General features: G+C 36.0%; 25 protein-coding genes. 15 read left to right on the top strand and 10 right to left on the bottom strand.

All coding sequences use genetic code 11. The features are described from left to right. Positions 1 to 19 precede the first annotated feature (19 nt). Positions 20 to 715 (top strand): potassium channel family protein, encoded by a 696-nt coding sequence (locus tag F4V44_RS09130; RefSeq protein ID WP_150439685.1) that lies wholly within the window; start codon positions 20 to 22, stop codon positions 713 to 715. A gap of 49 nt (positions 716 to 764) precedes the next feature. On the opposite strand, the gene rnjA is transcribed toward F4V44_RS09130, so the two are convergent. From rnjA to def, 3 genes are all read right to left on the bottom strand, one after another. Beyond that, positions 765 to 2432 (bottom strand): ribonuclease J1, encoded by a 1668-nt coding sequence (rnjA, locus tag F4V44_RS09125; protein ID WP_150439684.1) that lies wholly within the window; start codon positions 2430 to 2432, stop codon positions 765 to 767. Between the two features lie 3 nt (positions 2433 to 2435). Then, the gene (locus F4V44_RS09120) at positions 2436 to 2645 is read right to left on the bottom strand and encodes a DNA-dependent RNA polymerase subunit epsilon (RefSeq protein ID WP_150439683.1); all 210 of its coding nucleotides are present in this window, start codon (positions 2643 to 2645) and stop codon (positions 2436 to 2438) included. A 652-nt stretch (positions 2646 to 3297) separates the two neighbouring features. Next, entirely contained in the window at positions 3298 to 3852 is a 555-nt protein-coding gene (def, locus tag F4V44_RS09115; RefSeq protein WP_150439682.1) for a peptide deformylase, read from the bottom strand. Between the two features lie 708 nt (positions 3853 to 4560). On the opposite strand from def, the gene pdhA reads away from it, so the two are divergent. The 4 genes from pdhA to lpdA all read left to right on the top strand — a co-directional run bounded on the left by pdhA (position 4561) and on the right by lpdA (position 9507). Next, positions 4561 to 5676: a pyruvate dehydrogenase (acetyl-transferring) E1 component subunit alpha gene (pdhA, locus tag F4V44_RS09110; RefSeq protein WP_150439681.1), complete on the top strand. Its 1116-nt coding sequence runs from the start codon at positions 4561 to 4563 to the stop codon at positions 5674 to 5676. 3 nt (positions 5677 to 5679) lie between these two features. After that, positions 5680 to 6657: an alpha-ketoacid dehydrogenase subunit beta gene (locus F4V44_RS09105; RefSeq protein WP_150439680.1), complete on the top strand. Its 978-nt coding sequence runs from the start codon at positions 5680 to 5682 to the stop codon at positions 6655 to 6657. 150 nt (positions 6658 to 6807) lie between these two features. Further along, positions 6808 to 8094: a dihydrolipoamide acetyltransferase family protein gene (locus tag F4V44_RS09100; protein WP_150439679.1), complete on the top strand. Its 1287-nt coding sequence runs from the start codon at positions 6808 to 6810 to the stop codon at positions 8092 to 8094. A gap of 3 nt (positions 8095 to 8097) precedes the next feature. Beyond that, positions 8098 to 9507 carry a dihydrolipoyl dehydrogenase gene (gene lpdA / locus F4V44_RS09095; protein WP_150439678.1) on the top strand — a complete coding sequence of 470 codons (1410 nt, stop codon included), beginning with the start codon at positions 8098 to 8100 and terminating at the stop codon, positions 9505 to 9507. 72 nt (positions 9508 to 9579) lie between these two features. Here the strand turns inward: lpdA and F4V44_RS09090 are convergent, their stop codons facing one another. Together F4V44_RS09090 and F4V44_RS09080 are read right to left on the bottom strand one after the other, a co-directional pair. After that, positions 9580 to 9999, bottom strand: coding sequence for a thioredoxin domain-containing protein (locus F4V44_RS09090; RefSeq protein WP_150439677.1), 420 nt, complete (start codon positions 9997 to 9999; stop codon positions 9580 to 9582). Between the two features lie 470 nt (positions 10000 to 10469). Further along, complete coding sequence (locus tag F4V44_RS09080; RefSeq protein ID WP_150439675.1) at positions 10470 to 10904, bottom strand: DUF1885 family protein; 435 nt, start codon at positions 10902 to 10904, stop codon at positions 10470 to 10472. 188 nt (positions 10905 to 11092) lie between these two features. Between F4V44_RS09080 and F4V44_RS09075 the strand changes: the two genes are divergently transcribed. Together F4V44_RS09075 and F4V44_RS09070 are read left to right on the top strand one after the other, a co-directional pair. Then, positions 11093 to 11392 (top strand): DUF3055 domain-containing protein, encoded by a 300-nt coding sequence (locus tag F4V44_RS09075; RefSeq protein ID WP_150439674.1) that lies wholly within the window; start codon positions 11093 to 11095, stop codon positions 11390 to 11392. A 355-nt stretch (positions 11393 to 11747) separates the two neighbouring features. After that, a complete protein-coding gene (locus F4V44_RS09070) occupies positions 11748 to 11870 on the top strand; it encodes a GapA-binding peptide SR1P (RefSeq protein ID WP_150439673.1) in 123 nt (40 codons plus the stop codon). Positions 11871 to 11961: 91 nt separating this feature from the next. Here the strand turns inward: F4V44_RS09070 and F4V44_RS09065 are convergent, their stop codons facing one another. Then, positions 11962 to 13431 carry an aminotransferase class I/II-fold pyridoxal phosphate-dependent enzyme gene (locus F4V44_RS09065; RefSeq protein ID WP_150439672.1) on the bottom strand — a complete coding sequence of 490 codons (1470 nt, stop codon included), beginning with the start codon at positions 13429 to 13431 and terminating at the stop codon, positions 11962 to 11964. A gap of 332 nt (positions 13432 to 13763) precedes the next feature. Here F4V44_RS09065 and F4V44_RS09060 point away from each other — a divergent pair, with 332 nt between their 5' ends. Then, a complete protein-coding gene (locus F4V44_RS09060; protein ID WP_150439671.1) occupies positions 13764 to 14039 on the top strand; it encodes a UPF0223 family protein in 276 nt (91 codons plus the stop codon). Between the two features lie 127 nt (positions 14040 to 14166). Here F4V44_RS09060 and F4V44_RS09055 read toward each other — a convergent pair whose 3' ends face one another. Beyond that, a complete protein-coding gene (locus F4V44_RS09055; RefSeq protein ID WP_150439670.1) occupies positions 14167 to 14790 on the bottom strand; it encodes a YktB family protein in 624 nt (207 codons plus the stop codon). 233 nt (positions 14791 to 15023) lie between these two features. Here F4V44_RS09055 and F4V44_RS09050 point away from each other — a divergent pair, with 233 nt between their 5' ends. Together F4V44_RS09050 and F4V44_RS09045 are read left to right on the top strand one after the other, a co-directional pair. After that, the gene (locus F4V44_RS09050; RefSeq protein WP_150439669.1) at positions 15024 to 15218 is read left to right on the top strand and encodes a hypothetical protein; all 195 of its coding nucleotides are present in this window, start codon (positions 15024 to 15026) and stop codon (positions 15216 to 15218) included. Positions 15219 to 15406: 188 nt separating this feature from the next. Further along, positions 15407 to 16207 carry an inositol monophosphatase family protein gene (locus tag F4V44_RS09045; RefSeq protein WP_150439668.1) on the top strand — a complete coding sequence of 267 codons (801 nt, stop codon included), beginning with the start codon at positions 15407 to 15409 and terminating at the stop codon, positions 16205 to 16207. A gap of 44 nt (positions 16208 to 16251) precedes the next feature. Here the strand turns inward: F4V44_RS09045 and F4V44_RS09040 are convergent, their stop codons facing one another. After that, a complete protein-coding gene (locus F4V44_RS09040) occupies positions 16252 to 16437 on the bottom strand; it encodes a YlaF family protein (RefSeq protein WP_150439667.1) in 186 nt (61 codons plus the stop codon). A gap of 206 nt (positions 16438 to 16643) precedes the next feature. Between F4V44_RS09040 and typA the strand changes: the two genes are divergently transcribed. The 3 genes from typA (at position 16644) to F4V44_RS09025 (ending at position 19274) form a co-directional block, all read left to right on the top strand. After that, positions 16644 to 18485, top strand: a complete 1842-nt coding sequence (gene typA, locus F4V44_RS09035) for a translational GTPase TypA (protein ID WP_150439666.1) — start codon at positions 16644 to 16646, stop codon at positions 18483 to 18485. Positions 18486 to 18659: 174 nt separating this feature from the next. Beyond that, the gene (locus F4V44_RS09030; protein ID WP_150439665.1) at positions 18660 to 18959 is read left to right on the top strand and encodes a YlaH-like family protein; all 300 of its coding nucleotides are present in this window, start codon (positions 18660 to 18662) and stop codon (positions 18957 to 18959) included. A gap of 27 nt (positions 18960 to 18986) precedes the next feature. After that, positions 18987 to 19274 (top strand): hypothetical protein, encoded by a 288-nt coding sequence (locus tag F4V44_RS09025; protein ID WP_150439664.1) that lies wholly within the window; start codon positions 18987 to 18989, stop codon positions 19272 to 19274. Positions 19275 to 19337: 63 nt separating this feature from the next. On the opposite strand, the gene F4V44_RS09020 is transcribed toward F4V44_RS09025, so the two are convergent. Next, positions 19338 to 19541 carry a YlaI family protein gene (locus F4V44_RS09020; RefSeq protein ID WP_150439663.1) on the bottom strand — a complete coding sequence of 68 codons (204 nt, stop codon included), beginning with the start codon at positions 19539 to 19541 and terminating at the stop codon, positions 19338 to 19340. 440 nt (positions 19542 to 19981) lie between these two features. Here F4V44_RS09020 and F4V44_RS09015 point away from each other — a divergent pair, with 440 nt between their 5' ends. After that, on the top strand, positions 19982 to 20437 hold the full coding sequence (locus F4V44_RS09015) for a pyridoxamine 5'-phosphate oxidase family protein (RefSeq protein WP_150439662.1): 456 nt from the start codon (positions 19982 to 19984) through the stop codon (positions 20435 to 20437). A gap of 262 nt (positions 20438 to 20699) precedes the next feature. On the opposite strand, the gene F4V44_RS09010 is transcribed toward F4V44_RS09015, so the two are convergent. Then, positions 20700 to 21281, bottom strand: coding sequence for a YhcN/YlaJ family sporulation lipoprotein (locus F4V44_RS09010; protein ID WP_150439661.1), 582 nt, complete (start codon positions 21279 to 21281; stop codon positions 20700 to 20702). A gap of 350 nt (positions 21282 to 21631) precedes the next feature. Between F4V44_RS09010 and F4V44_RS09005 the strand changes: the two genes are divergently transcribed. Then, positions 21632 to 22960: a PhoH family protein gene (locus tag F4V44_RS09005; RefSeq protein WP_150439660.1), complete on the top strand. Its 1329-nt coding sequence runs from the start codon at positions 21632 to 21634 to the stop codon at positions 22958 to 22960. Positions 22961 to 22982: the final 22 nt, after the last annotated feature.

Here is a 22982-nt window from a genome sequence, read left to right as displayed (position 1 = left end):
AGTGTATTTATGCTAAAATATGGAGAGTCTATTTTGTATTACTGTTGGAGGAATAAATGTGAAAAAAGAATTTGCAGTTATAGGTTTAGGTCGTTTCGGGGGGAGTATTTGCCGTACATTTGCTGAACAAGGAATGGAAGTAATGGCTATTGATAACAATGAAGACCGGGTTAATGAGTATTCAGCCATTGCATCACATGCTGTTGTTGGTGATTCTACTGATGAAAAGGTATTAAAAAGCCTGGGGATACGTAATTTTGACCATGTGATTGTCGCCATTGGTGATAATATTCAAGCAAGTATTTTAACAACGATTATTTTAAAAGAACTTGGTGTAAAGAATATTACCGTAAAAGCACAAAATGATTATCATGAAAAGGTGTTGCTGAAAATCGGGGCTGATCATGTTGTACACCCGGAGAGGGATATGGGAAGACGGATTGCAAATAATATGATCTCCAACAGTGTACTTGACTATCTAGAACTTTCGGATGAGCATAGTATTGTTGAGATAGTTGCCAGCGAAAAAATTGACGGCCATTCTATTATTAATTTAGATATTCGAGCTAAGTATGGCATTAATATTGTTGCAATCAAACGAAGTAATGAAATCATTGTATCTCCACAGGCAAATGAGATTATCCATGAAAAAGATATTCTTATTGTTATTGGTGCAGATGCCGATATTAATCGTTTTGAGAAAAAAGTATTGTAACAAAACAAAGAAGCACCATTCGGGTGCTTCTTTGTTTTGTTACAATACTTTATACTTCCATTATGATAGGCAAAATCATCGGGCGGCGCTTTGTTTTTTCATATAAATAAGGTGCAAGTGTATCTGTTATTTCATTTTTTATTTCTGACCATTGTGTGGTGCGTCTTTCCATGACCTTATTTAAATGTTTTGTTATTAAGCTTTGTGCATCATTAATTAAATCGCTTGATTCCCTCATATAGACAAACCCGCGTGAAATGATATCAGGTCCAGCTGCAATTTTGAAATCTCTCATATTAATACTGACGACAACGACAACAAGTCCTTCTTCGGAAAGGATACGTCTGTCCCGAAGTACAATATTCCCGATATCACCGATACCGCTTCCATCAATATAGACATTTCCAGATGGTACTTTACCAGCCACTCGTGCTTGATCTTCACTAAGAGCAAGGACTTCGCCGTTATCCATAATAAAACAGTTGTCTTCATCGACACCGCAGTCTACAGCTAATTTTGCATGCATAATTTGCATTCTGTATTCACCATGAATTGGCATAAAGAACTTTGGTTTTATTAACCTTAGCATTAACTTTTGCTCTTCTTGTCCGCCGTGCCCAGAAGTATGGATATCGCTTAATTTACCATGGATAACTTCTGCTCCTGCTCTAAACAGCATATTAATTGTCCGGCTGACACTTATCGTATTTCCTGGAATTGGAGATGAAGAAAATACAACTGTATCTCCAGGAATAATTTGAATTTGGCGGTGCGTACCATTTGCAATTCTAGAAAGTGCAGCCATTGGTTCTCCTTGGCTTCCGGTACATAAAATAGTTACACGGTCGGCAGGAAGACGGTTAATGGTCTGCGCATCAATAAAGGTATCCTTTGGTGCCCGAATGTAACCAAGCTCTAATCCAATATTTATAGCTGCCTCCATACTGCGCCCAAAAACGGCAATTTTTCTACCGTTAGCAATTGCTGCTTCTGTTACCTGCTGCAGACGGTGAATATTAGATGCAAAAGTCGCAAAGATAATTCGTCCTTGAACCTTTCGAAAGATGTCATGAATTGTATCACCTACACGTCTTTCGGACATTGTGAAATTAGGAATTTCACTGTTTGTACTGTCTGATAATAAGCAAAGCACACCTTCTTTACCTATTTCTGCCATTTTTGTTAAATTAGCAGGCTCTCCAACTGGGGTAAAATCAAATTTGAAATCACCTGTATGGACAATTTGTCCTGGAGGGGTTTTGACCACGATACCAAATGAATCAGGAATACTATGTGTAGTCCGAAAGAAGGTAACCGATGTTTTACGAAATTTGATGATATCATCTTCTTTAATTTCATGAAGCTTTGCTTGTCTTAAAAGACCATGCTCTTCTAATTTATTGCGAAGTAGACCTAGTGCAAGCTTGCCTCCGTAAATAGGAATATTTATCTGCCGCAATAGGTAAGGAATTCCGCCGATATGGTCCTCGTGTCCATGTGTGATAAAAAGCCCTTTGATTTTATCCTCGTTTTTTACTAAATAAGAATAATCAGGTATAACATAGTCAATTCCAAGTAACTCGTCTTCTGGAAATTTAATTCCAGCATCAATTAGAATAATTTCATCTTGAAATTGTACTGCATACGTATTTTTGCCGATTTCCCCTAATCCTCCGAGGGCAAATACAGCAGTTTGATCATTTTTTACAAATTTCATTATTTATATCTCCAATACTTTAAAATCTTCGTTCAGTTTTTCGTATTCTAAGAAAGCTCCATCTATTGGACTTACATGTTCAATGTTGTAAGGGTAATCCTTTAATTTTTTTCGGATTTCCCTTACTGTCTCGCCCTCAACATAAATCGTTTTTGTTTTCTCACGTACTGGTATTTGGTTTTTTGATTCTTGGAAAAAAACCTTAAAAATCACGTAAATCACTCCTTAATCCCTTTTATCGTTAATTTATTTTTATAAAAAAACAATTTTAATATATGTTTTTTCATTTTCTCCATTTTCTATCAAGTATAGCCATCTGATAATCAAGTTAAGTTCCGGACTTTAGCGGTGCACTTTACTTTTGTGCGAAATAATAAGGAAGGAGCCCTTCGTAAGAGTGAAGGGCTCAAATAAATCAGGCAATTGATTTTTTTCGCAACATATCGTTCCACTGTTTTAAGAGCTTCTTTTTCAGCTTCTTTAACATTGTGGCTCATCTCCTTATTTCTATTTTAAACAATCCTAGTCTAAAGTAAAGCAGAAATGGGTGTTTAAAAAAGATTTATTCTTGTTTTTAGTCATATTATTTGTCTTTGAGCAGGAAATTTCTCATGGTGAAACATGGAATTTTAACTGGGTTGAAAATAGGCCTTATTAAAATTCAGGCATAGAATATGATTGAGTTAACTTGTAGCAGGATGAATAAACTTTATAACGATACAACAACCTTTCAACATAGCTGAAAGTCGTGAGAAATGTCCGCTTCTCACGACTGAGTCAAAAATGAGATGTATTATCAGTGTTCGCTAATAAAGCTTAGAAATAAAAAAGGACAGAAGCTCTGTCCTTTTTCGATAAAAATGTATTAGCGTCCTATTTTTATTGCGTTTTCAGGTTCTTTCATTGGATTTGTTTTATCTATATGATCATAAAACATTATCCCATTTAAATGGTCAATTTCATGCTGAAAAACAATGGCAGGGAGACCTTTTAAGCGTAGTTTTACCTCGTTACTGTCTGCGTCATACCCCTTAACTGTGATTCTCGCATATCTTGGTACATAGCCTGGATAAGGATCATCTACTGATAGACAGCCTTCTCCTGAAGCTAAATAAGATTTTTCTACAGAATGACTAATGATTTTAGGATTTATAAGAGCATAGCTGTATAACTTATCGTTTTCATCTGTAACATGAACGGCAATCATCCTTTTTGACACATTAATCTGAGGTGCAGCCAGTCCGACTCCCGGACGCAAACCGTATTTAGATGAAATCTCTGGATCTTGGCTATTTTGAACATATTTCATTAACTCAATTAATATTTTCTTATCTTCTTCAGAAGCAGGCAAGGAAACTTCGGCAGCTATTTTTCTTAATGTCGGGTGTCCATCCCGAATAATATCATCCATTGTAAGCATAAATTAAACACTTCCTTCTAATAAATCATGTAGTCCAATTTTAACAAAGAAAAAGTCAAAAGTTAATAAAAATGAAGAGATATGAATAGGGCAAAATATCTTACAAAAATAATAGAAATAATAACATAATAATTTGTTAAGGAGGTAAAGTGTATGGCAATAGTGTTAAATCAAATAAAATCATGGAAATATCAATCTGTTGTTGTTATAAAATCAATGGTTTTTTTCGTCATTCATTTTACTGAAATAACATGTAGAGAGAATTTATTTTTATGCAATTCTTTCCTATAACAGCTCTTTTTTGTTCTATATGTTATATAGTACAGGTATAAAATAAAAATGAAACAGATTGATAATTATTGAGCAAACTTTAGAAATAGATTTTAAAAAAATTAATTATATTGGTTGACTCCGTTTGGTTTTATAAGTAAACTAATAATGCAGTTCGGAATGTGTATTATAATTATTTAATGAATTGACTGATACAGATAACAGTGATAATGAAATTTATTATTACTGTTATCTGTATCATGAACTCAAAAAGATAGTATAGGCATTATGGGGTAATGTAAAAGTGTTTTCTTTGTTTTTATTAATGAAGAAGAAAGTGTTTTTATATTAAAAAAGTTTTTCTTGTGGTGGAATGCTATGAATACTTGATTTTTGGATACTCTATTAACGTCTAAAAGAAACGAAAGGATGACTGGGATGGCTTCTAATACAAAGAATGTACAATTTGATGCAGCAGCACAAGTTGAGAAAATTGCTGAGCAGTTTCAAATGTTTCAGATATTAAATGAAGAGGGCCAGGTTGTGAATGAAACAGCTATGCCTGATTTAACAGATGATCAATTACAAGAGTTAATGCGCCGTATGGTATATACGAGAATTCTCGACCAACGTTCCATTTCATTAAATAGACAAGGTCGTTTGGGCTTTTATGCTCCAACAGCAGGACAGGAAGCATCGCAATTAGCATCGCAATTTGCTCTGGAAAAAGAAGATTTTGTTCTGCCTGGATATCGTGATGTTCCGCAAATCGTATGGCATGGTTTGCCATTATACCAAGCATTTTTATGGTCAAGAGGACATTTTGAAGGCGGGCAAATTCCTGAAGGTGTAAATGTCTATGTTCCACAAATTATTATCGGTGCCCAGTATGTTCAAGCAGCTGGTGTTGCTCTTGGATTAAAGAAACGTGGGCAAAAAGCGGTTGCTATTACTTACACAGGCGATGGCGGTACATCTCAAGGTGATTTTTATGAAGGAATTAACTTTGCAGGTGCATACAAAGCGCCAGCTATCTTTATTGTACAAAATAACCAATTTGCTATTTCAACTCCACGTGAGAAGCAAACGGCTGCCGAGACGCTTGCCCAAAAAGCTGTTGCAGCTGGGATTCCTGGAATTCTAGTTGATGGTATGGATCCATTAGCTGTATATGCTGCAGTAAGTCAAGCTCGTGAGCGTGCTGTTAATGGAGAAGGTCCTACATTAATTGAAACATTAACCTATCGTTATGGTCCTCATACAATGGCGGGTGATGATCCAACACGCTATCGTACTTCAGACCTTGATAATGAATGGGAAAAGAAAGACCCGCTTGTTCGTTTCCGTAAATTCTTAGAGGCTAAAGGATTATGGAGTGAAGAAAAGGAAAATGAAGTAATTGAACAAGCTAAAGAGGATATTAAAGAGGCCATTAAAAAGGCAGATGCTGCTCCGAAACAAAAGGTGACAGACTTAATGTCAAACATGTTTGAAGAAATGCCACACAACTTAAAAGAACAATATGAAATTTATCAAGCAAAGGAGTCGAAATAAGCCATGGCGCAAATGACAATGATTCAAGCAATCACGGATGCGTTACGTACAGAACTGCGCAATGATCCAAATGTATTAATTTTTGGAGAAGACGTTGGCGTAAATGGCGGTGTGTTCCGTGCTACTGAGGGACTTCAAAATGAATTTGGTGAAGATCGTGTCTTTGATACACCGCTTGCCGAGTCAGGAATTGGCGGTTTAGCATTCGGCTTAAGTTTACAAGGCTTCCGTCCTGTTCCGGAAATTCAATTTTTTGGATTTGTTTTTGAAGTATTTGATCAAATTGCTGGACAATTAGCTCGATTACGCTACCGTACAGGTGGGAAATTCCATGCACCAGTTACAGTTCGTGCTCCATTTGGCGGTGGTGTGCATACCCCTGATATGCATGCAGACAGTTTAGAGGGTCTAATGGCACAAACGCCTGGATTAAAAGTAGTTATTCCTTCTACACCATATGATGCGAAAGGGTTGTTAATTTCTGCGATCCGTGATAATGATCCAGTAGTTTTTCTTGAGCATATGAAACTGTATCGTTCTTTCCGTCAGGAAGTTCCTGAAGAAGAATATACTATCCCATTAGGAAAAGCAGAAGTAAAGCGTGAAGGTACCGATGTATCAATCATTACATATGGTGCAATGGTGCATGAGTCCTTAAAAGCGGCAGGAGAGCTTGAAAAGGAAGGGTATTCTGCAGAAGTTATTGATTTACGAACTGTCAGCCCAATTGATATTGATACGATTATTGCTTCAGTTGAAAAAACTGGCCGTGCGATTGTTGTGCAGGAAGCTCAAAAGATGGCGGGTGTTGCAGCGCATGTTGTTGCTGAAATTAATGATCGAGCTATATTGAGTCTTGAAGCGCCAGTATTGCGAGTTGCTGCACCGGATACGGTATTCCCATTCCCGCAAGCAGAGGCTGTTTGGCTGCCAAACTTTAAAGATGTAATTGAAACAGCTAAAAAAGTATTAACCTTTTAATTAGTTTTATTAATGCTTTTTTATTACATTGCCCTGAATGATTAATAGCGCTTTTTCAAATATGGAGGCACGCTGTTAACAGGGCATGTATTTTTATACTATCGAACGATACTTATTTAGACATTCATAATAATAGGAGGTTAATTTATAATGTCCTTTCAATTTAAAATGCCTGATATTGGTGAAGGTATCCATGAAGGTGAAATAGTCAAATGGTTTGTAAAACCAGGGGATAAAGTCCAAGAAGATGATGTATTATGTGAAGTCCAAAATGATAAAGCAGTTGTAGAAATTCCATCTCCAGTAGAAGGAACGGTAGAAGAAGTATTGGTTGGAGAAGGAACGGTTGCAACAGTAGGACAGGTGCTGATTAAATTTGATGCTCCTGGATACGAAGATATGCAATTTAAAGGCGATGAAACTGAGGAACAGCCAAAAGCTGAAGAAGAAGCTCCTAAGGCTGAGGCTTCTAATAATGAAGGAACTGCTGTACAGGCGGAAGTTGATGCGAATCGTCATGTAGTAGCTATGCCTTCGGTACGTAAATATGCTCGAGAAAAAGGAGTAGATATTCGTTTAGTTCCTGGAAGCGGAAATAATGGTCGCATTTTAAAACAGGATATTGACGCATTCATGAATGGTGGCGCCGCGGCAACTGCAACAAATGAAGCGGCTGTAGAGACATCTGCAGAAGAAACGGTTAACGTTCAAGCGCCTGTTATTCCACAGGGGCAATATCCTGAAACACGTGAAAAAATGAGTGGAATTCGTAAAGCAATTGCGAAAGCAATGGTGAATTCTAAACATACTGCACCGCATGTTACATTAATGGATGAAGTGGATGTAACGAAGCTTGTTGCTCATCGTAAAAAATTCAAAGAGGTGGCAGCAAATAAGGGTATTAAATTAACGTTCTTACCTTATGTTGTTAAGGCTTTAACGAGTGCATTACGTGAATTCCCGGCACTTAATACATCACTTGATGATGCTAATAATGAAATTGTTCATAAGCATTATTACAATATCGGAATTGCTGCTGACACAGATAAAGGTTTGTTAGTCCCTGTAGTAAAAGATGCTGATCGTAAGTCAATCTTCAATATCTCAAATGAAATTAATGAGTTGGCTGTAAAAGCACGTGATGGAAAGCTTGCGCCAGATGAAATGAAAGGTGCTTCTTGTACAATTTCAAATATCGGATCAGCTGGAGGACAATGGTTTACTCCTGTAATCAATCATCCTGAAGTGGCAATTCTTGGTATCGGAAGAATTGCTGAAAAGCCGGTTGTTAAGGATGGAGAAATTGTAGCTGCGCCTGTATTATCATTATCCTTAAGCTTCGATCACCGTATGATTGATGGTGCAACAGCGCAGAATGCTTTAAATCATATTAAACGTTTACTTAATGACCCAGAACTATTGTTAATGGAGGCGTAATAAATGGTAGTAGGAGATTTTCCAATAGAAACGGATACTATAGTCATTGGAGCTGGGCCTGGCGGTTATGTTGCTGCTATTCGTGCAGCGCAGTTAGGACAGAAGGTAACTATCGTAGAAAGAAATACGGTTGGCGGTGTTTGTTTAAATGTTGGATGTATTCCTTCTAAAGCATTAATTGCAGCAGGACATCGTTATGAAACAGCCAAGCATTCTGCTGATTTTGGGATTATGGCTGAAAATGTAACAGTTGACTTTTCAAAGGTTCAACAATGGAAAGCAAGTGTTGTTAAAAAGCTGACTGGCGGAGTAGAAGGTTTATTAAAAGGAAATAAAGTTGAAATAGCATATGGTGAAGCTTATTTTGTCGACGGTAATTCTTTACGTGTAATTGGTGAGAGTTCATCACAGACGTATAATTTCAAAAATGCAATCATTGCAACTGGTTCTCGTCCAATTGAATTACCTGCATTTAAATACTCTAAGCGTGTATTAAACTCTACAGGTGCATTAGCATTAGACGAGATTCCGGAAAAAGTAGTTGTAATCGGCGGAGGAGTTATCGGCTTGGAGCTTGGTGGTGCCTATGCAAACTTTGGTACACAAGTAACAGTTATTGAAGGTGCTGATGATATATTACTTGGTTTCGAAAAGCAAATGACAGCACTTGTTAAACGTAATATGAAGAACAAAGGTGTTGAATTCTATACAAAAGCAAGTGCTAAAGGTGTAGAAGAAACTGAAAACGGAGTAGTTGTAACTTTTGAAGTAAACGGTGAAGAAAAGAAAGTTGAAGCTGATTATTTATTTGTTATGGTTGGCCGCCGTCCAAACACCGATGAAATGGGCCTTGAGCAAATAGGTGTTAAAATGAGTGATAGAGGCATTATTGATATAGATAAACAATGCCGTACGAATATCAGCAATATTTATGCAATAGGTGATATTGTTCCCGGACCGCAGTTAGCTCATAAAGCTTCCTATGAAGCCAAAATTGCAGCAGAAGCGATAGCGGGACATGCATCTGAAATTGATTATTTAGGTATTCCTGCAGTTGTATTTTCGGAACCTGAGCTTGCTTCTGTTGGTTATACAGAAAAACAGGCCAAGGAAGATGGTATTGATATCGTAGCGGCGAAATTCCCATTTGCAGCAAACGGTCGTGCCCTATCTCTTGACAGCACGGACGGGTTTATGAAGTTGATAACAAGAAAAGAAGATGGTATTGTTATTGGTGCTCAAATTGCTGGTGCGAGTGCGTCTGATATGATTTCCGAGCTTAGTCTGGCAATTGAAGCAGGTATGACTGCAGAAGACATTGCTATGACTATTCATGCTCATCCAACATTGGGTGAAATTACAATGGAAACGGCAGAGGTAGCTGTAGGTCATCCTATCCATATATTGAAGTAAGAAGAAAGCTGGTTCATTTTAGAGCCAGCTTTTTTCTATTTATAAAGAATGGAATTAAATTTGAGAGATTAATTACGAAGTGCCAGATAATACTTTTGCTATTGGTGCAATAACTTCCTCTTTAGTAGCTACTCCTTCAATTTCTGCGATTACTTTGTTCTGATAAAATACAAGCAAGGCGGGGCAATGGTCTATTTCGAATATACGTGAATAATCATCTAATTCAGAAGCGGAAAGGATTTTTAAGTTTTTCATTTCCTCTGGATAATTATTCTTTAATTCGATGATTGCATCGTAATAGGAAACTTCTTGTTCTAGAGCCTCATCATTTGAAAAAAATACAATCTGCTTAGTGTTATGATCAATACTCAATGAATGTTGCGGCTCTTTTTTGTCGCAGGACAAAAGTAGTAACAAACTAGCAGTCATTAAAAGAATAGGTTTCCTTTTCATGTAACCAATGCCTCGCTTTACATAATAAATCGTAATCAAAACCTCCTATAGTGAAGGTTCAATAGTAGCATTATAATACCATACATAATTGTCATTATCTGTATTGTTATTTATTTGTTACACATTTGAAAAATAAGTAAGAGGGACTTTACATATATTTACTGTATAGAGTAGTATGCAATCGACTTTTTTTATGGTGGTGTTGTATGCGGGCTTATATGGTAATTATTATTCAGTTAATGATTTGGAGTGGATTTACATATATTGAGTGGCTTTCAAGGTTTGATTGGTATATATACAAGATGATCATGTTTTTCATTTTTTTTTATTTAGCTATTGTCATTGGAAATTGGATTATTCATTCCACAAGAAAAACAATGATGATTACTTTTATTAGTTTAAGTCTATATAGTTTTCTGCATATTGTTTTGTTAAGCTTATGGTAAAAAAGTATGTCTAGCCGACATACTTTTTATTATTTAGCTTAATATCCATTTTAGAAAGATTCATTATTTTCTTTTATAGTAATACATAATGCGGCCATTAAATAAATGAAGTTCACCTTGGAATTTATTTGCTAGAAATTTGCAAAATTCATTTGCTTTCCCTTTATCTCCATATGTTGAGCGATTCGTAAGCGTAAGCTGTATATATGTTTGAATGGCTTCATTTTCATCGCTGTTAGAAGCCTTTTCCTCATTTATACTCAGTGTAATTGAATGATATCGTTCGTGATTAGATATCAATATAAGTTGTTTTGTATTATTAACTATTTCCTCCGTTATTTCATAAGGAAATGCGGCTTCGTTATATTGCCAATTTAGCTGTTCTCCTGTTTTACCTGTGATTTCCTTATAATACTCTAGCGTTTCCTTCAACTCATCGATGGTAATGGTTTGTTTAACTGAAGAAGGAACAAGCTTAATATATGCCTGATTTGCCATTTTTATCCACATCCTTTTAGTGAACTATTAACTGTAATTAAAAATGTATATAGTCTACATTACTTATTCTAACATTGTTTAAAAACTTATGACAATTTTCAAAACATTTTTAAAACAAATTGCATAAACTGCATATATTAAAATATAATAACATTCTAAAGAAAGAACTATAGGGAGGAGAAATGAAGATGGAACTATTTGAAAAACTATACGATGAAGATGAGAAGGTAAAAGTTCGTTTTGTAGGTTTTACAACTGAAGTCGCTCGATATGATTTTGGAATTGTTTATACGAACTTATTTTTTGGTAAGCCTTTAGTAATTTGTATGCAAACTGGCCGTTCAACACTCCTCGATCCACTAGACCTTGAAGATATTGAATACTTGCAATCAATATTTAAAATAGAAGATCGAAAGCAAGCTGTAGAATTAGCTGACTTTTTTGCAGAAGAATTACCCGGTTTAGCATATGAACCAGATTATTACTAAACATAAAAACTTTAAGAAAAACGTTATCGTCATTTGAACAAGAGGTTCCTATGGCCATAACGTTTTTTTTTATTTATTACGCTATGTTAACGAATTATGTTGATAGGTCAAATTTTTGACTCATCCGTGAGAAATGTCTATTTCTCACGCTTTTCTCCTGTTACTCCCTAACCATACAGCATTAGACGAGTCAAAAATCAACAATATGAATAAATAAAGCTATTTATTCATATATTTTTTTAAATGTGTTATACAATTTAGGGTTGTTTTTTGAAAAGTGTTATATTATTATATATTTAAAGATATTAAAACGCTTACTTTACAGAAAGATTAAATATAAAGGGAGATGGATATAATGGGTACTATCGTATGTCAGGATTGCAATTCAATAATTGATTTCTTTGAGGATGAGAAGGTATCGGTTCTTTACTCCTCAAATTGTAACTGCGGTAAACATGATCATAATGAAGAAAAATAATAATATCAATAAAAAAAAGCATGCGCTGCATGCTTTTTTTTATTGATAAAAGTGATATACCAATGATATTTCTGGGCTATCCTTATTATTATTATCTAATTGCCCGGTGCTCTTTTATAACCCGAAGCATCCGGAAGTCAAAATCTTCAGGCCCTTGAACGGGTAGTCCTGCATCTCTGTTCTTTTTAATATAAAGTAAATTTTCTTCCGTAATGATTTCTCCTGGTATAAAAATAGGGATACCTGGAGGATATACCATAATAAATTCAGCTATTACTCTTCCCTCAGATTCATCAAATGGAATGAGTTCAGTTTCGGAGTAAAATGCATCTCTTGGAGATACAGCTAAAACCGGTATTTCCGGAAGAAGTACTTGAGTTTCCACTTTTTCTGCAAGCTCATGCCGTTCATCTGATAAATGTCTTAAAGCGGTAATTAAAATATCCGCTTCACGTTCTGTGTCTCCTGGTGTAATAATGCAAAGAATATTATATAAGTCAGACATTTCCACTTCAATATGATAATTTTTCCGTAACCATTTCTCTACTTCATAACCTGTTAAGCCGAGGTTTTTGACGGAGATAATTAGCTTGGTTGGATCATAATCATAGGCTGCTTCAGACTCCAAGATTTCCTCTCCAACACAAAAAACGTGCTCAATTTCATTTACTTGTTTCCGAATAGAATTAGCGAGCTGAATAGCGCGTTCTACAAGTTCTCTGCCATTCGTAGCGAGTTCTTTTCGAGCGACATCCAATGATGCCAACAATAAATAGGAAGTGGATGTTGTTGTAAGCATACTTAAAATAGATTGAACCCGTTTATATGATACCCGTTTGCCCTTTACATTAAGTATAGAGCTTTGTGTCATAGAACCGCCCAGTTTATGAACGCTTGTTGCAGCCATATCTGCGCCTGCCTGCATAGCAGATAAAGGTAGTTCTTCATGAAAGTGGATATGTACTCCATGTGCTTCATCTACCAATACAGGGACATCATATGAATGGGCAAGATCAACAATAGATTTTAAATCAGCAGATATTCCAAAGTAGGTTGGGTTAATAACTAATAATGCTTTTGCATCGGGATATTGATCAAGCGCTCTTTTAACTGAATCAATTGTAATCCCATGAGAAATACCAAGCTCCTTATCAATTTCAGGATGAATAAAAATTGGAATGGCACCTGAAAGGATAACAGCAGACATAATGGATTTATGCACATTTCGCGGAACAATAATTTTATCTCCTGGTCCACAAACAGACATAATCATGGCAATGATGGCTCCACTTGTCCCTTGCACCGAGAAGAATGTATGATCGGCTCCAAAGGCTTTCGCTGCTAAATCCTGCGCTTCTTTAATCATCCCTTTTGGTTGGTGTAAATCATCAAGTGGACCAATGTTAATTAAATCTATTGACAAGGCATTATCGCCGACAAATTCACGAAATTCCGGTGCAATTCCACTTCCCTTTTTATGTCCAGGTATATGGAATTGAATTGGATTCTTTTTTGCGTGTTCAATTAAGCCGCTAAATAACGGAGTATGTTGTTGAGACAATTTATTACCACACCCTTTTATTAAAATACTTATTGTCTAGAAAAAAGAGTTCTAGTACTAAGTTGAAGTCATAAAACATATGAATTATAGCACTATTACCATTCTTTGCAAAGATAAATTTTTTATAGTATACATAAGATTAGACAATTAATTTTTCATTTTATATTTCTTGGTTTGCAACGCTAATTTTAGCATGTCTTTTTCTTAGTTTCTAATTTATAAAGGAATTTAAACATGAAAAGAGAACATTTATAATGGAATGTTTTAAAACATGCAGCGGGAATGAGAATCAGGATTATTTGAATGAAAATAGAAGATAAGGGATGAGTTAAATGGAATATCAATATCCAATTGATCATGACTGGTCAACAGATGAAATCATTGATGTGATTCGTTTTTTTGAAACAATTGAACAAGCTTATGAAAAAGGTGTCAAGCGAGAGAGTCTGCTCGAGGTCTATAGGAGATTTAAAGAAATAGTCCCAAGTAAAGCACAGGAGAAAAAGCTTTGTGCAGAGTTCGAAGAGGTCAGTGGTTATTCATCCTATCGAACAATTAAGAAGGGAAAAGAATCAGATTCTGATTCAATTATTAGAATGCATTCGTAATTAGCTGCATATAATGAAAAACAAACATAATCCTCCTAAATGGTCAAGATTTAGGAGGATTTGTTACCAGCAATATAATGTCATTGTTGATTGCTTTCCGGTCTTATGATTTAGAAACCATTTTTGCTTATTGGACCAGTTTGTATAAGGGTAAAACTTGTGTAAACACACGCTGGATTTGGTCTATAAGCTGTTGTCCTGACATTTCAATGGCTTCTTCTCTAGAAATTTGATAACCGCAAAGTATTTCAGCCTTTTTAATCGTTTGTAAACGGACAAACATGTCTACCAGCTCTTCTTTGGACAGTTCGGCATGTTTTAAAACATCAGGCTTCATATGGTCAATAGACCAAACAAAATCTTTTGGAATGTCATGGAATATTTGGTTAACATTTGATTGAAAGATTTTTCCGTATTCAGTCTTTCGAGGAGCTTCATAAATCATGGCAAACCAAATAAAGACATGAGACCCCCATAATCCAATCTGAAAATGTGGTAACATCTTATAACCTCTTGAATTGTTGGCAAATGCTACCCATGTATCGTTTGGTGGATTCACTTTTCGACGTGCATGCTTCGCGACATGTGCAAATATTTCTTGGCCAGTCATTACAGATAGAGTTTGCGCGAAGTGTTCCCCAAGTGCATCTAGCTTCGGACGGATATGTGTTATTAAAGCATCCATACGGTTCTCTAATCCATCTATAGAAAAAACTTCAAAATCTGATTTTGAAAATCCTGAGAATGTCATGTAATTACCTCCTGGTTGTACTTCGACAAATATTGTATCACAAACATCTAGTGGTAAGAAGAAAGTTGATTTTCAAGTAAGGCATAAAATGGAGAATTGAAAAATGGGAAAGTGCAATGTTAATAGGCGAGTGTGCAAATTAGTTGCAAGAATGATAAGAACCACATAATATAATAATACAAATAATCAGACTTTTTATTGAGAAAAATATACTTGGAAGGGGTGTACTGTCAATGAAACAAGTGATGAATTCAGTAAAAAAGAAAGCGATTGAAAAGGAAAGAAAAGCTGTCTTGAAGTTAGAAATGGATTATGAACTGGCTGTATTATTTGAGGCAATGGGAGAAAATAATGAAAGTAAAAAAAGAGAAAGCAAGGAAAGGCTTGAAAGAATTAGGCAGGAACTTCTTACATTAAAAGCACTGTAAAATGAAAAGGGAGAAAGAGAGAGAAAATGAAGAGAATAATTTTGATTTAGAAACGAACTCTGTTATTAAATGTAGAGTTCGTTTTTTATGTTTGGCTATACTAAAAATTGGTTCTCTTATACAAAATGGCTTACAATAATAGATGAATTAATTCATAATTTGGAAACGATTGATGTCGGAGGTACAGAATGACAAATTGGTCGGATATTGATACAAACGCAAAAGGCTGGATTAAGGAAGCTGCTGAAATCATTAAGGGTTCATTTAGTAAAACATTAGATATTCAAACAAAGTCAAATCGAAATGATCTAGTTACAGAAATCGATAAAAAAATTGAGCAATTTTTTATTGGTAAAATTCGAAAAAATTATCCAGAACATAAAATAATTGGTGAAGAAGGTTTTGGTGATAAGCCGAAGACAATGGACGGAATTATCTGGATCATTGATCCAATTGATGGAACCATGAATTTTGTGCATATGCAGCGTAATTTTGCCATTTCAATAGGTATTTATGAAAATGGTGTGGGAATGATTGGGTTAATCTATGATGTTGTAAGGGATGAACTATATCATGCCATCAAGAATAAAGGGGCATACATGAATGAGCTTCAGCTAGGACCGTTAGAAGAAGTGAATATAGCTGAGAGCATTATTGGAATAAATGCTTCATGGGTAACTGAAAATAAAAGAATTGATTCTGCTATTCTTGCTCCTCTTGTTAAAGACGTTCGAGGAACTAGATCCTACGGATGTGCAGCGCTTGAATTTGCTTATGTAGCAGCAGGCAGGCTCGATGCCTATATTTCTTTACGGTTATCGCCATGGGATTTTGCTGCCGGTAAAATTCTTATTGAAGAGTTGGGCGGTGATGTAACTGATTTAAGAGGTAAACCGCTCAATTTATTGGAACAATGCTCTATTTTTGTTTCGAAACCTGGCCTGCATGAAGAAGTGTTGAAGAAGTTTTTGTGTAATGGCGATTGGTAGAACAGAAAATTATTTTTAATTTGCACAAAAATGAGGGAAAGGGATTAAAGAATCCCATTTTCCCTCATTTTTTTCTTTTGCATAAAGCCAAATCCCATAACAAGAATGAGCATAATTATACTACCTGCGATGCCAACAACACTTCTTTCAGCAATAGCAATGCCAATACCAGCCATGCATGCTGTCGCAAGAAATGCAAATAATAACGATATCCACTTGATTTTTTTCAAGGTTAAGCCTCCAGTTATAAAGAAAATAAAATAAAAGATTTCAATCATTTAAAAAACTTTAATTACATTTTACACAAAAAATTATTTCTTTGCCACTCTATTGTGTTATAATGTCTCAGTTAAGCTTCAGTGTATCCGGGTTATCTTTAAGACCCTTTATATAAGCTAGCAATTGATTCACCTTATGATAGGTAGGAGGAAATTTTTTGAAAAGCAGAGAAGATATTCGTAATATTGCAATCATAGCCCACGTAGACCATGGTAAAACGACGTTAGTGGATCAGTTATTAAAACAATCTGGTACATTTCGTTCAAATGAACATGTAGAAGAACGGGCAATGGATTCCGGTGATATAGAAAGAGAACGCGGTATTACTATTTTAGCAAAAAATACCGCAATACAGTATAAAAATAAAAGAATTAATATTCTTGATACACCGGGACATGCTGATTTCGGCGGTGAAGTAGAACGGATTATGAAGATGGTTGATGGAGTTCTTTTAGTTGTTGATGCATATGAAGGAACTATGCCGCAGACTCGTTTCGTTCTTAAAAAAGCATTGGAGCAAAAAATAACTCCAATTGTTGTCGTTAACAAAATTGACCGTGATTTTGCCCGTCCAACAGAAGTAGTTGATGAAGTAATCGATTTATTTATTGAACTAGGCGCAGATGAAGATCAGCTTGAGTTCCCGGTTATTTATGCTTCTGGAATTAATGGAACAGCAAGTACTGATCCTGAAAAACAAGATGAAAATATGGAAGTACTTTATGAGGCGATTTTAGACCATATTCCTGCTCCAATTGACAACCGTGATGAGCCGCTTCAATTTCAGGTTGCATTATTAGATTATAATGACTTTGTAGGCAGAATCGGTATTGGCCGTGTGTTTCGCGGTACGATAAAGGTTGGACAGTCGGTCGCATTAATGAAACTGGATGGAACAGTTAAGCAATTTAGAGTGACAAAGCTAATGGGCTTTTTTGGTTTAAAACGATTAGAAATTGAAGAAGCTTATGCGGGTGATTTAATCGCCGTTTCTGGTATGGAAGACATTAATGTCGGTGAAACGGTGTGTCCTGTTGAGCATCAAGAAGCATTACCAATTTTAAGAATCGATGAACCAACCTTGCAAATGGAATTTGTCGTGAATAACAGTCCATTTGCCGGTCGTGAAGGGAAATATGTGACTTCAAGAAAAATTGAAGAAAGACTTCGTTCACAGCTGCAAACGGATGTAAGTTTACGTGTAGATAACACGGATTCCCCTGATGCATGGATTGTCTCTGGACGTGGAGAATTACATTTATCCATCTTGATTGAAAACATGCGTCGTGAAGGCTATGAACTCCAGGTCTCTAAACCAGAAGTAATTGTCAGGGTAATTGATGGGGTTCGCTGTGAACCGGTGGAACGTGTTCAAATTGATGTCCCTGAAGAGCACACAGGTGCTGTTATGGAATCAATGGGCTCTCGTAAAGGTGAAATGCTTGATATGATTAACAACGGAAATGGTCAAGTTCGTTTGATCTTTAATGTACCTGCAAGAGGCTTGATTGGATATTCTACTGAATTTTTAACTTTAACACGTGGATATGGGATTATGAACCATACCTTTGACAGCTATCAGCCAATGCAGCCGGGTCAAGTGGGCGGCAGACGTCAAGGAGTTCTTGTTTCAATGGAAAATGGAAAAGCGACAACTTATGGAATTATGGGCGTAGAAGATCGTGGTATCATTTTTGTTGACGCCGGTACAGAAATCTATGAAGGCATGATTGTCGGTGAACATAATCGTGAAAATGATCTGACCGTTAACATTACAAAAATGAAACAACAGACAAATGTTCGTTCAGCAACAAAGGACCAAACCAATACAATGAAAAAACCTCGTATTTTAACGTTGGAAGAATCATTAGAATACTTGAACGAAGACGAATATTGCGAGGTTACTCCAGAATCGATTCGTCTTCGAAAGAAGATTCTTAATAAGAATGAACGTGAAAAAGCAGCGAAAAAGAAAAAAGGTGCTGAAGTTCAGGCATAAACATCATATTAAGCTTAAGCAAAAAGGAGACATTGCGTCTCCTTTTATTTTTTGTGTTGGAATGTACCTAGGCTATGAATCGACCTAATGAACTAAAGATTGTTGAATGGTTTGTACAAAAATAGTATAGTAATCTTAAGATTATGAGTTTTGAAAAAAAGGAGACAATGGAGTATGGATATCACGGAGAGATTATCATTTTTTGCTGCATTATATAAAGTAAATATAAATTCTGACCTTGGAATGTGGCTGTTGTATATCACCATTCTACTCTTAAGCATTATTGTTTTTAAACTTGGCTTTGCTCAAAAGTTGCCATTGTTGAAGACAGTTATTATTTATTTTTTCTTAATTTTCGGCTGTACATTTTTAACGTTTCTTGCTATTTTTCTTCCAATTGCGGAGGGACTCGTTGTGGCAGCGCTTATTCTGGTTATCTACAAAATTCGGCTACACAGGCATAAAAACGCATAAGTATCATCTTGAAGAGGAGTTTGGTTAATGAAAAAAGTACAAGATGCAATTTATAACTGGTTGACTATAAAGGCGGTGATCGATGAAAGACCTGACGATCAAGCAGCTGTGGAAACGGAAGAATTGTTTAGGTCGATATTAACGGAAGAACTTGGTCTTTCTGAGATAAAAGTGAAAAAAGAAAATGGTTATTACAATATTTCATATGTAAATGAGGGGAAACAGCATAATACCCGTTTTTCACAGGAATTAATAGAAGTCATGATTAATCAAATTAATGACAGCCCAGATAGATATCAAAATTATCCCGAATAACATACAACAAAGACGCTGTAGAAAACGGCGTCTTTTGTTACGGGAGATATAGATAGTTATAGTTTACTCCCAAGCATCTTCATTTTTTTTACTTCGATAAAGCTGAAAATTCCCGGTAGCAATTCGTTGCTCCGTTTTTTCTGTAATTCGATTAGTGCAAGTTTTACACATATACGTATAAATAGGTCTATTTCTTAAACGCTTTGCTTGAAAGGAATTATCTTCAATAGATTCAATTTTATCACAAATAACACATTTTACTCTCATTCTATACACCTCAGGAGAATTTAAATTCAGTTCTTATAATGTTTAGATGAATGGAAAACCACTTTCAAATCAATCCTTTTTACATTTTGATGATTATGGTAATGACCATTATACATTGATTTATGTCAATTATATAATATGTTTTTATGAGATACGAATATAAATGAGTAAAATCTTCGATTTGTGTGTGAAATCGTTGAAAGTAAGGTATTTTAATAATATGATGATGGTAACTTCATTCAGCAGAAGTCCTTCACTTCTATAAGTTGCGGATGAATGCAAAAGGCTCTCCGATTCAGTGGGGGTTTAAACCCCGGCTGAATGAAGTTAAGCCTCCGGCGGATGCCTCGGATTTTTTAAAGGTAATTTATCGCGCAAGCTCGATAAAAATCCGGGCGCAAATTCGACGGGGCGAATTTGATTATAAAGGGGATTCTCTTATGGCAAATCAAGTAGAACCAGAACTAACGAAACCATTATTTGATTTTCTGCAAAAAGAGCGCTTTGTACTTCTTGCTACGATTGATCATGAGACAGGTGGAACAAACGTAAGTGCTATTTCTTGGTTGTTGGCAAAGAATGAAAAAACCATTTTGTTTGCTGTTGATAACCGTTCTCGTATTGTAACAAACATTGAGCATAATCCGAAAATTGTAATTAATGTCATTGCAAATGAATCCACTTATTCTATAAGCGGCAATGCACGGATTAGACAGAGGAAAATGGAGGATGTTCCATTAAAGCTTGCTCAAATTCAAATGGATGTAGAAGAGGTCAGAGATGTTATGTTTTATGGTTCTAAAATCTCTGTAGCACCTGAATATGAAAAAACCTATGATTTAAAAGCAGCAAAAAGATTAGATACCCAGGTGATGGAGGCATTGAAAAAAGCTTAGTATAGACTAAGCTTTTTTCGGATGCCAAGAAATATATAACTTTTAACTTTGATAGTAGTTTAGCTCCAGCGCCGTCACACTTCCTCCGCAACGAGTGCGTCAACATTGAATCACGCTAGTGCGTTCTTCGTGTTTGCTTTGTCTCAGTCCGGAAGTAAGAGGAATATTGACTAAAGAAGACACGTCCTGTGGCAAACGTCGATGTCAGCACATCCTGTGCAAGTCAGTCCATACGTCGCTGAGCAAGGCGCTTACGCTTTTCTTATTTATGATGATTGGATTGCTCTTCTTGTTTTTGTTCAAGCTTTTTTTCTTCGCCTTCATTTAGCTTCTTTTTTGATTCATCTAACATGTTTTTCGGCTTAGGATCTGTTAAATCAGCTGGAATCTCAGGCATCAGCCGGCCTGAAATATCTGCCAGCTCATTCATAATACCTTGTACCGGTTTTCCTTGTTGAATATCCTCGGCTATCTCTTTCAAACGTGCATTTATATCAGGGTCTGCAACCACAACTGCTCTTGCTCCGTTAGGATCGTTCTTTAGGCTTTCGGCTACGGTATATTTAATTGAACCAACTTCAGATCGATCTAAATTTTTGTTCACATCAATGCCGACAATGGCATATTTCCCGAGAACGACCGCGGTAGCATCGTTAACATTTGGAATACTCGCTGCAAGGTCTGCCAAATGTTTTGAAACCTCTTGGCCTGTCTTCTTATCGACCTCCTGTATGGTGCTGTTTTTAACATTGATGGTACGCTGCTTATCTTCTGCAGTTTCATTATTTCCTCCGCAGCCACATAGAATAAACAAACTTAAAAGAAGCATTAAATATACTTTCAATTCGGGAACACCTCCTTAAATATGACAGCAATTTTTTAGGTGATTGAAATTATTTCAATTATTTATTGAAATCATTACTAGTTATTGTGCAAAATATCTTCTATCTTTATACAAAAAAACATATATTTTACCAAAGAGCTACTGTCCTAAGTTAGTACATGAATGAAGGGGTGTGGCATCCAGGAAAGAACGACTTTCATCACAGGGCATTGTGAAGACATAATAGAAAACTCTACGTAAGGGTGAACAGAATGCTAATTATGGTGGACAAATCATCACATCGTTTGCCGAAAGAAAACTGAGGGAGCACATCACAGCAAATAGAATGCATAGGAGCAGGAGGCATCGGATTGGGTAAAATATACGTGTTAGATACGAATGTATTACTGCAAGATCCCTATTCTATTTTTTCCTTTGATGATAATGAAGTTATTATTCCGGCAGTAGTGCTGGAAGAAGTTGATTCAAAAAAGCGATATATGGATGAGATTGGGAGGAATGCACGCCAAGTTGCGAGAATGATTGATGGTTTGAGGGAAACAGGAAAGTTACACGAAGGAATACAACTTGAAAATGGTGGTGAAATCCGTATAGAACTTAACCATCGTTCTTTTCACCAGCTTCAGGAGATATTTATTGAAAAAACAAATGATAACCGAATATTAGCGGTAGCAAAAAATTTATCGCTTGAAGAAGAAACAAAAGAAAATGGAAAGCAAGTTATTCTCGTCAGTAAGGATGCTCTTGTCAGGGTCAAGGCTGATGCAATTGGATTATTGTCGGAAGATTTTCTTAGCGATCGTGTTGTAGAAAATGACCATATTTACACAGGGTATATTAATGTCTTTATTGACACTGAATTATTAAATCGATTTTATGAAAAAGGGGAACTGCTGCTAACGGAAATTGCCAACCACCCATTTTATCCTAATCAATTTATTCTTTTAAAAGATGCGCTGGGTTCCTCTTCTTCAGCTATTGGAATGGTTGATCAGAAAGGGAATAAAGTGAAAAAACTAGTTTTTGATCATGAACATATATGGGGGATAAAGCCTAGAAATGTCCAACAGACCATGGCAGTTGAGCTGTTGCTCCGGAATGATTTGCCTCTTGTTACCTTAATTGGAAAGGCAGGTACTGGAAAAACATTACTCGCACTCGCGGCTGGCTTGATGCAGACAGAGGATTTAGGAGACTATAAAAAATTACTAGTGGCCAGACCTATTGTACCGGTAGGCAAAGATCTCGGCTTTCTTCCCGGTGAAAAGCAGGAGAAGCTTAGACCTTGGATGCAGCCAATTTATGATAACCTGGAATACTTATTTAATGCCAAAAAGCCAGGTGAACTGGAGGCTATCTTAGCTGGTATGGGTTCCATTGAAGTGGAGGCATTAACGTATATAAGGGGGAGAAGTATTCCTGATCAGTATATTATTATTGATGAAGCACAGAATTTAACAAAACATGAAGTAAAAACGATTCTTACTAGGGTTGGAGAAGGCAGTAAAATTGTTTTAATGGGAGATCCGGAACAAATTGACCATCCTTATTTAGATGCCTATAATAACGGCCTTACATATGTGGTCGAAAGGTTCAAAAACCAAAAAATTGCTGGTCATGTGAAATTGGTAAAGGGTGAACGATCTGGTATTGCTCAATTGGCAGCTGATTTACTCTAGTTAAAAATAAAAGGAGAAAAAG

Source organism: Niallia endozanthoxylica, from assembly GCF_008710145.1.
GTDB lineage: Bacteria > Bacillota > Bacilli > Bacillales > Cytobacillaceae > Bacillus_BD > Bacillus_BD endozanthoxylica.
The sequence above is the reverse complement of the archived record's forward strand: the minus strand, read 5'-3'. Positions and strand labels throughout refer to the sequence as shown.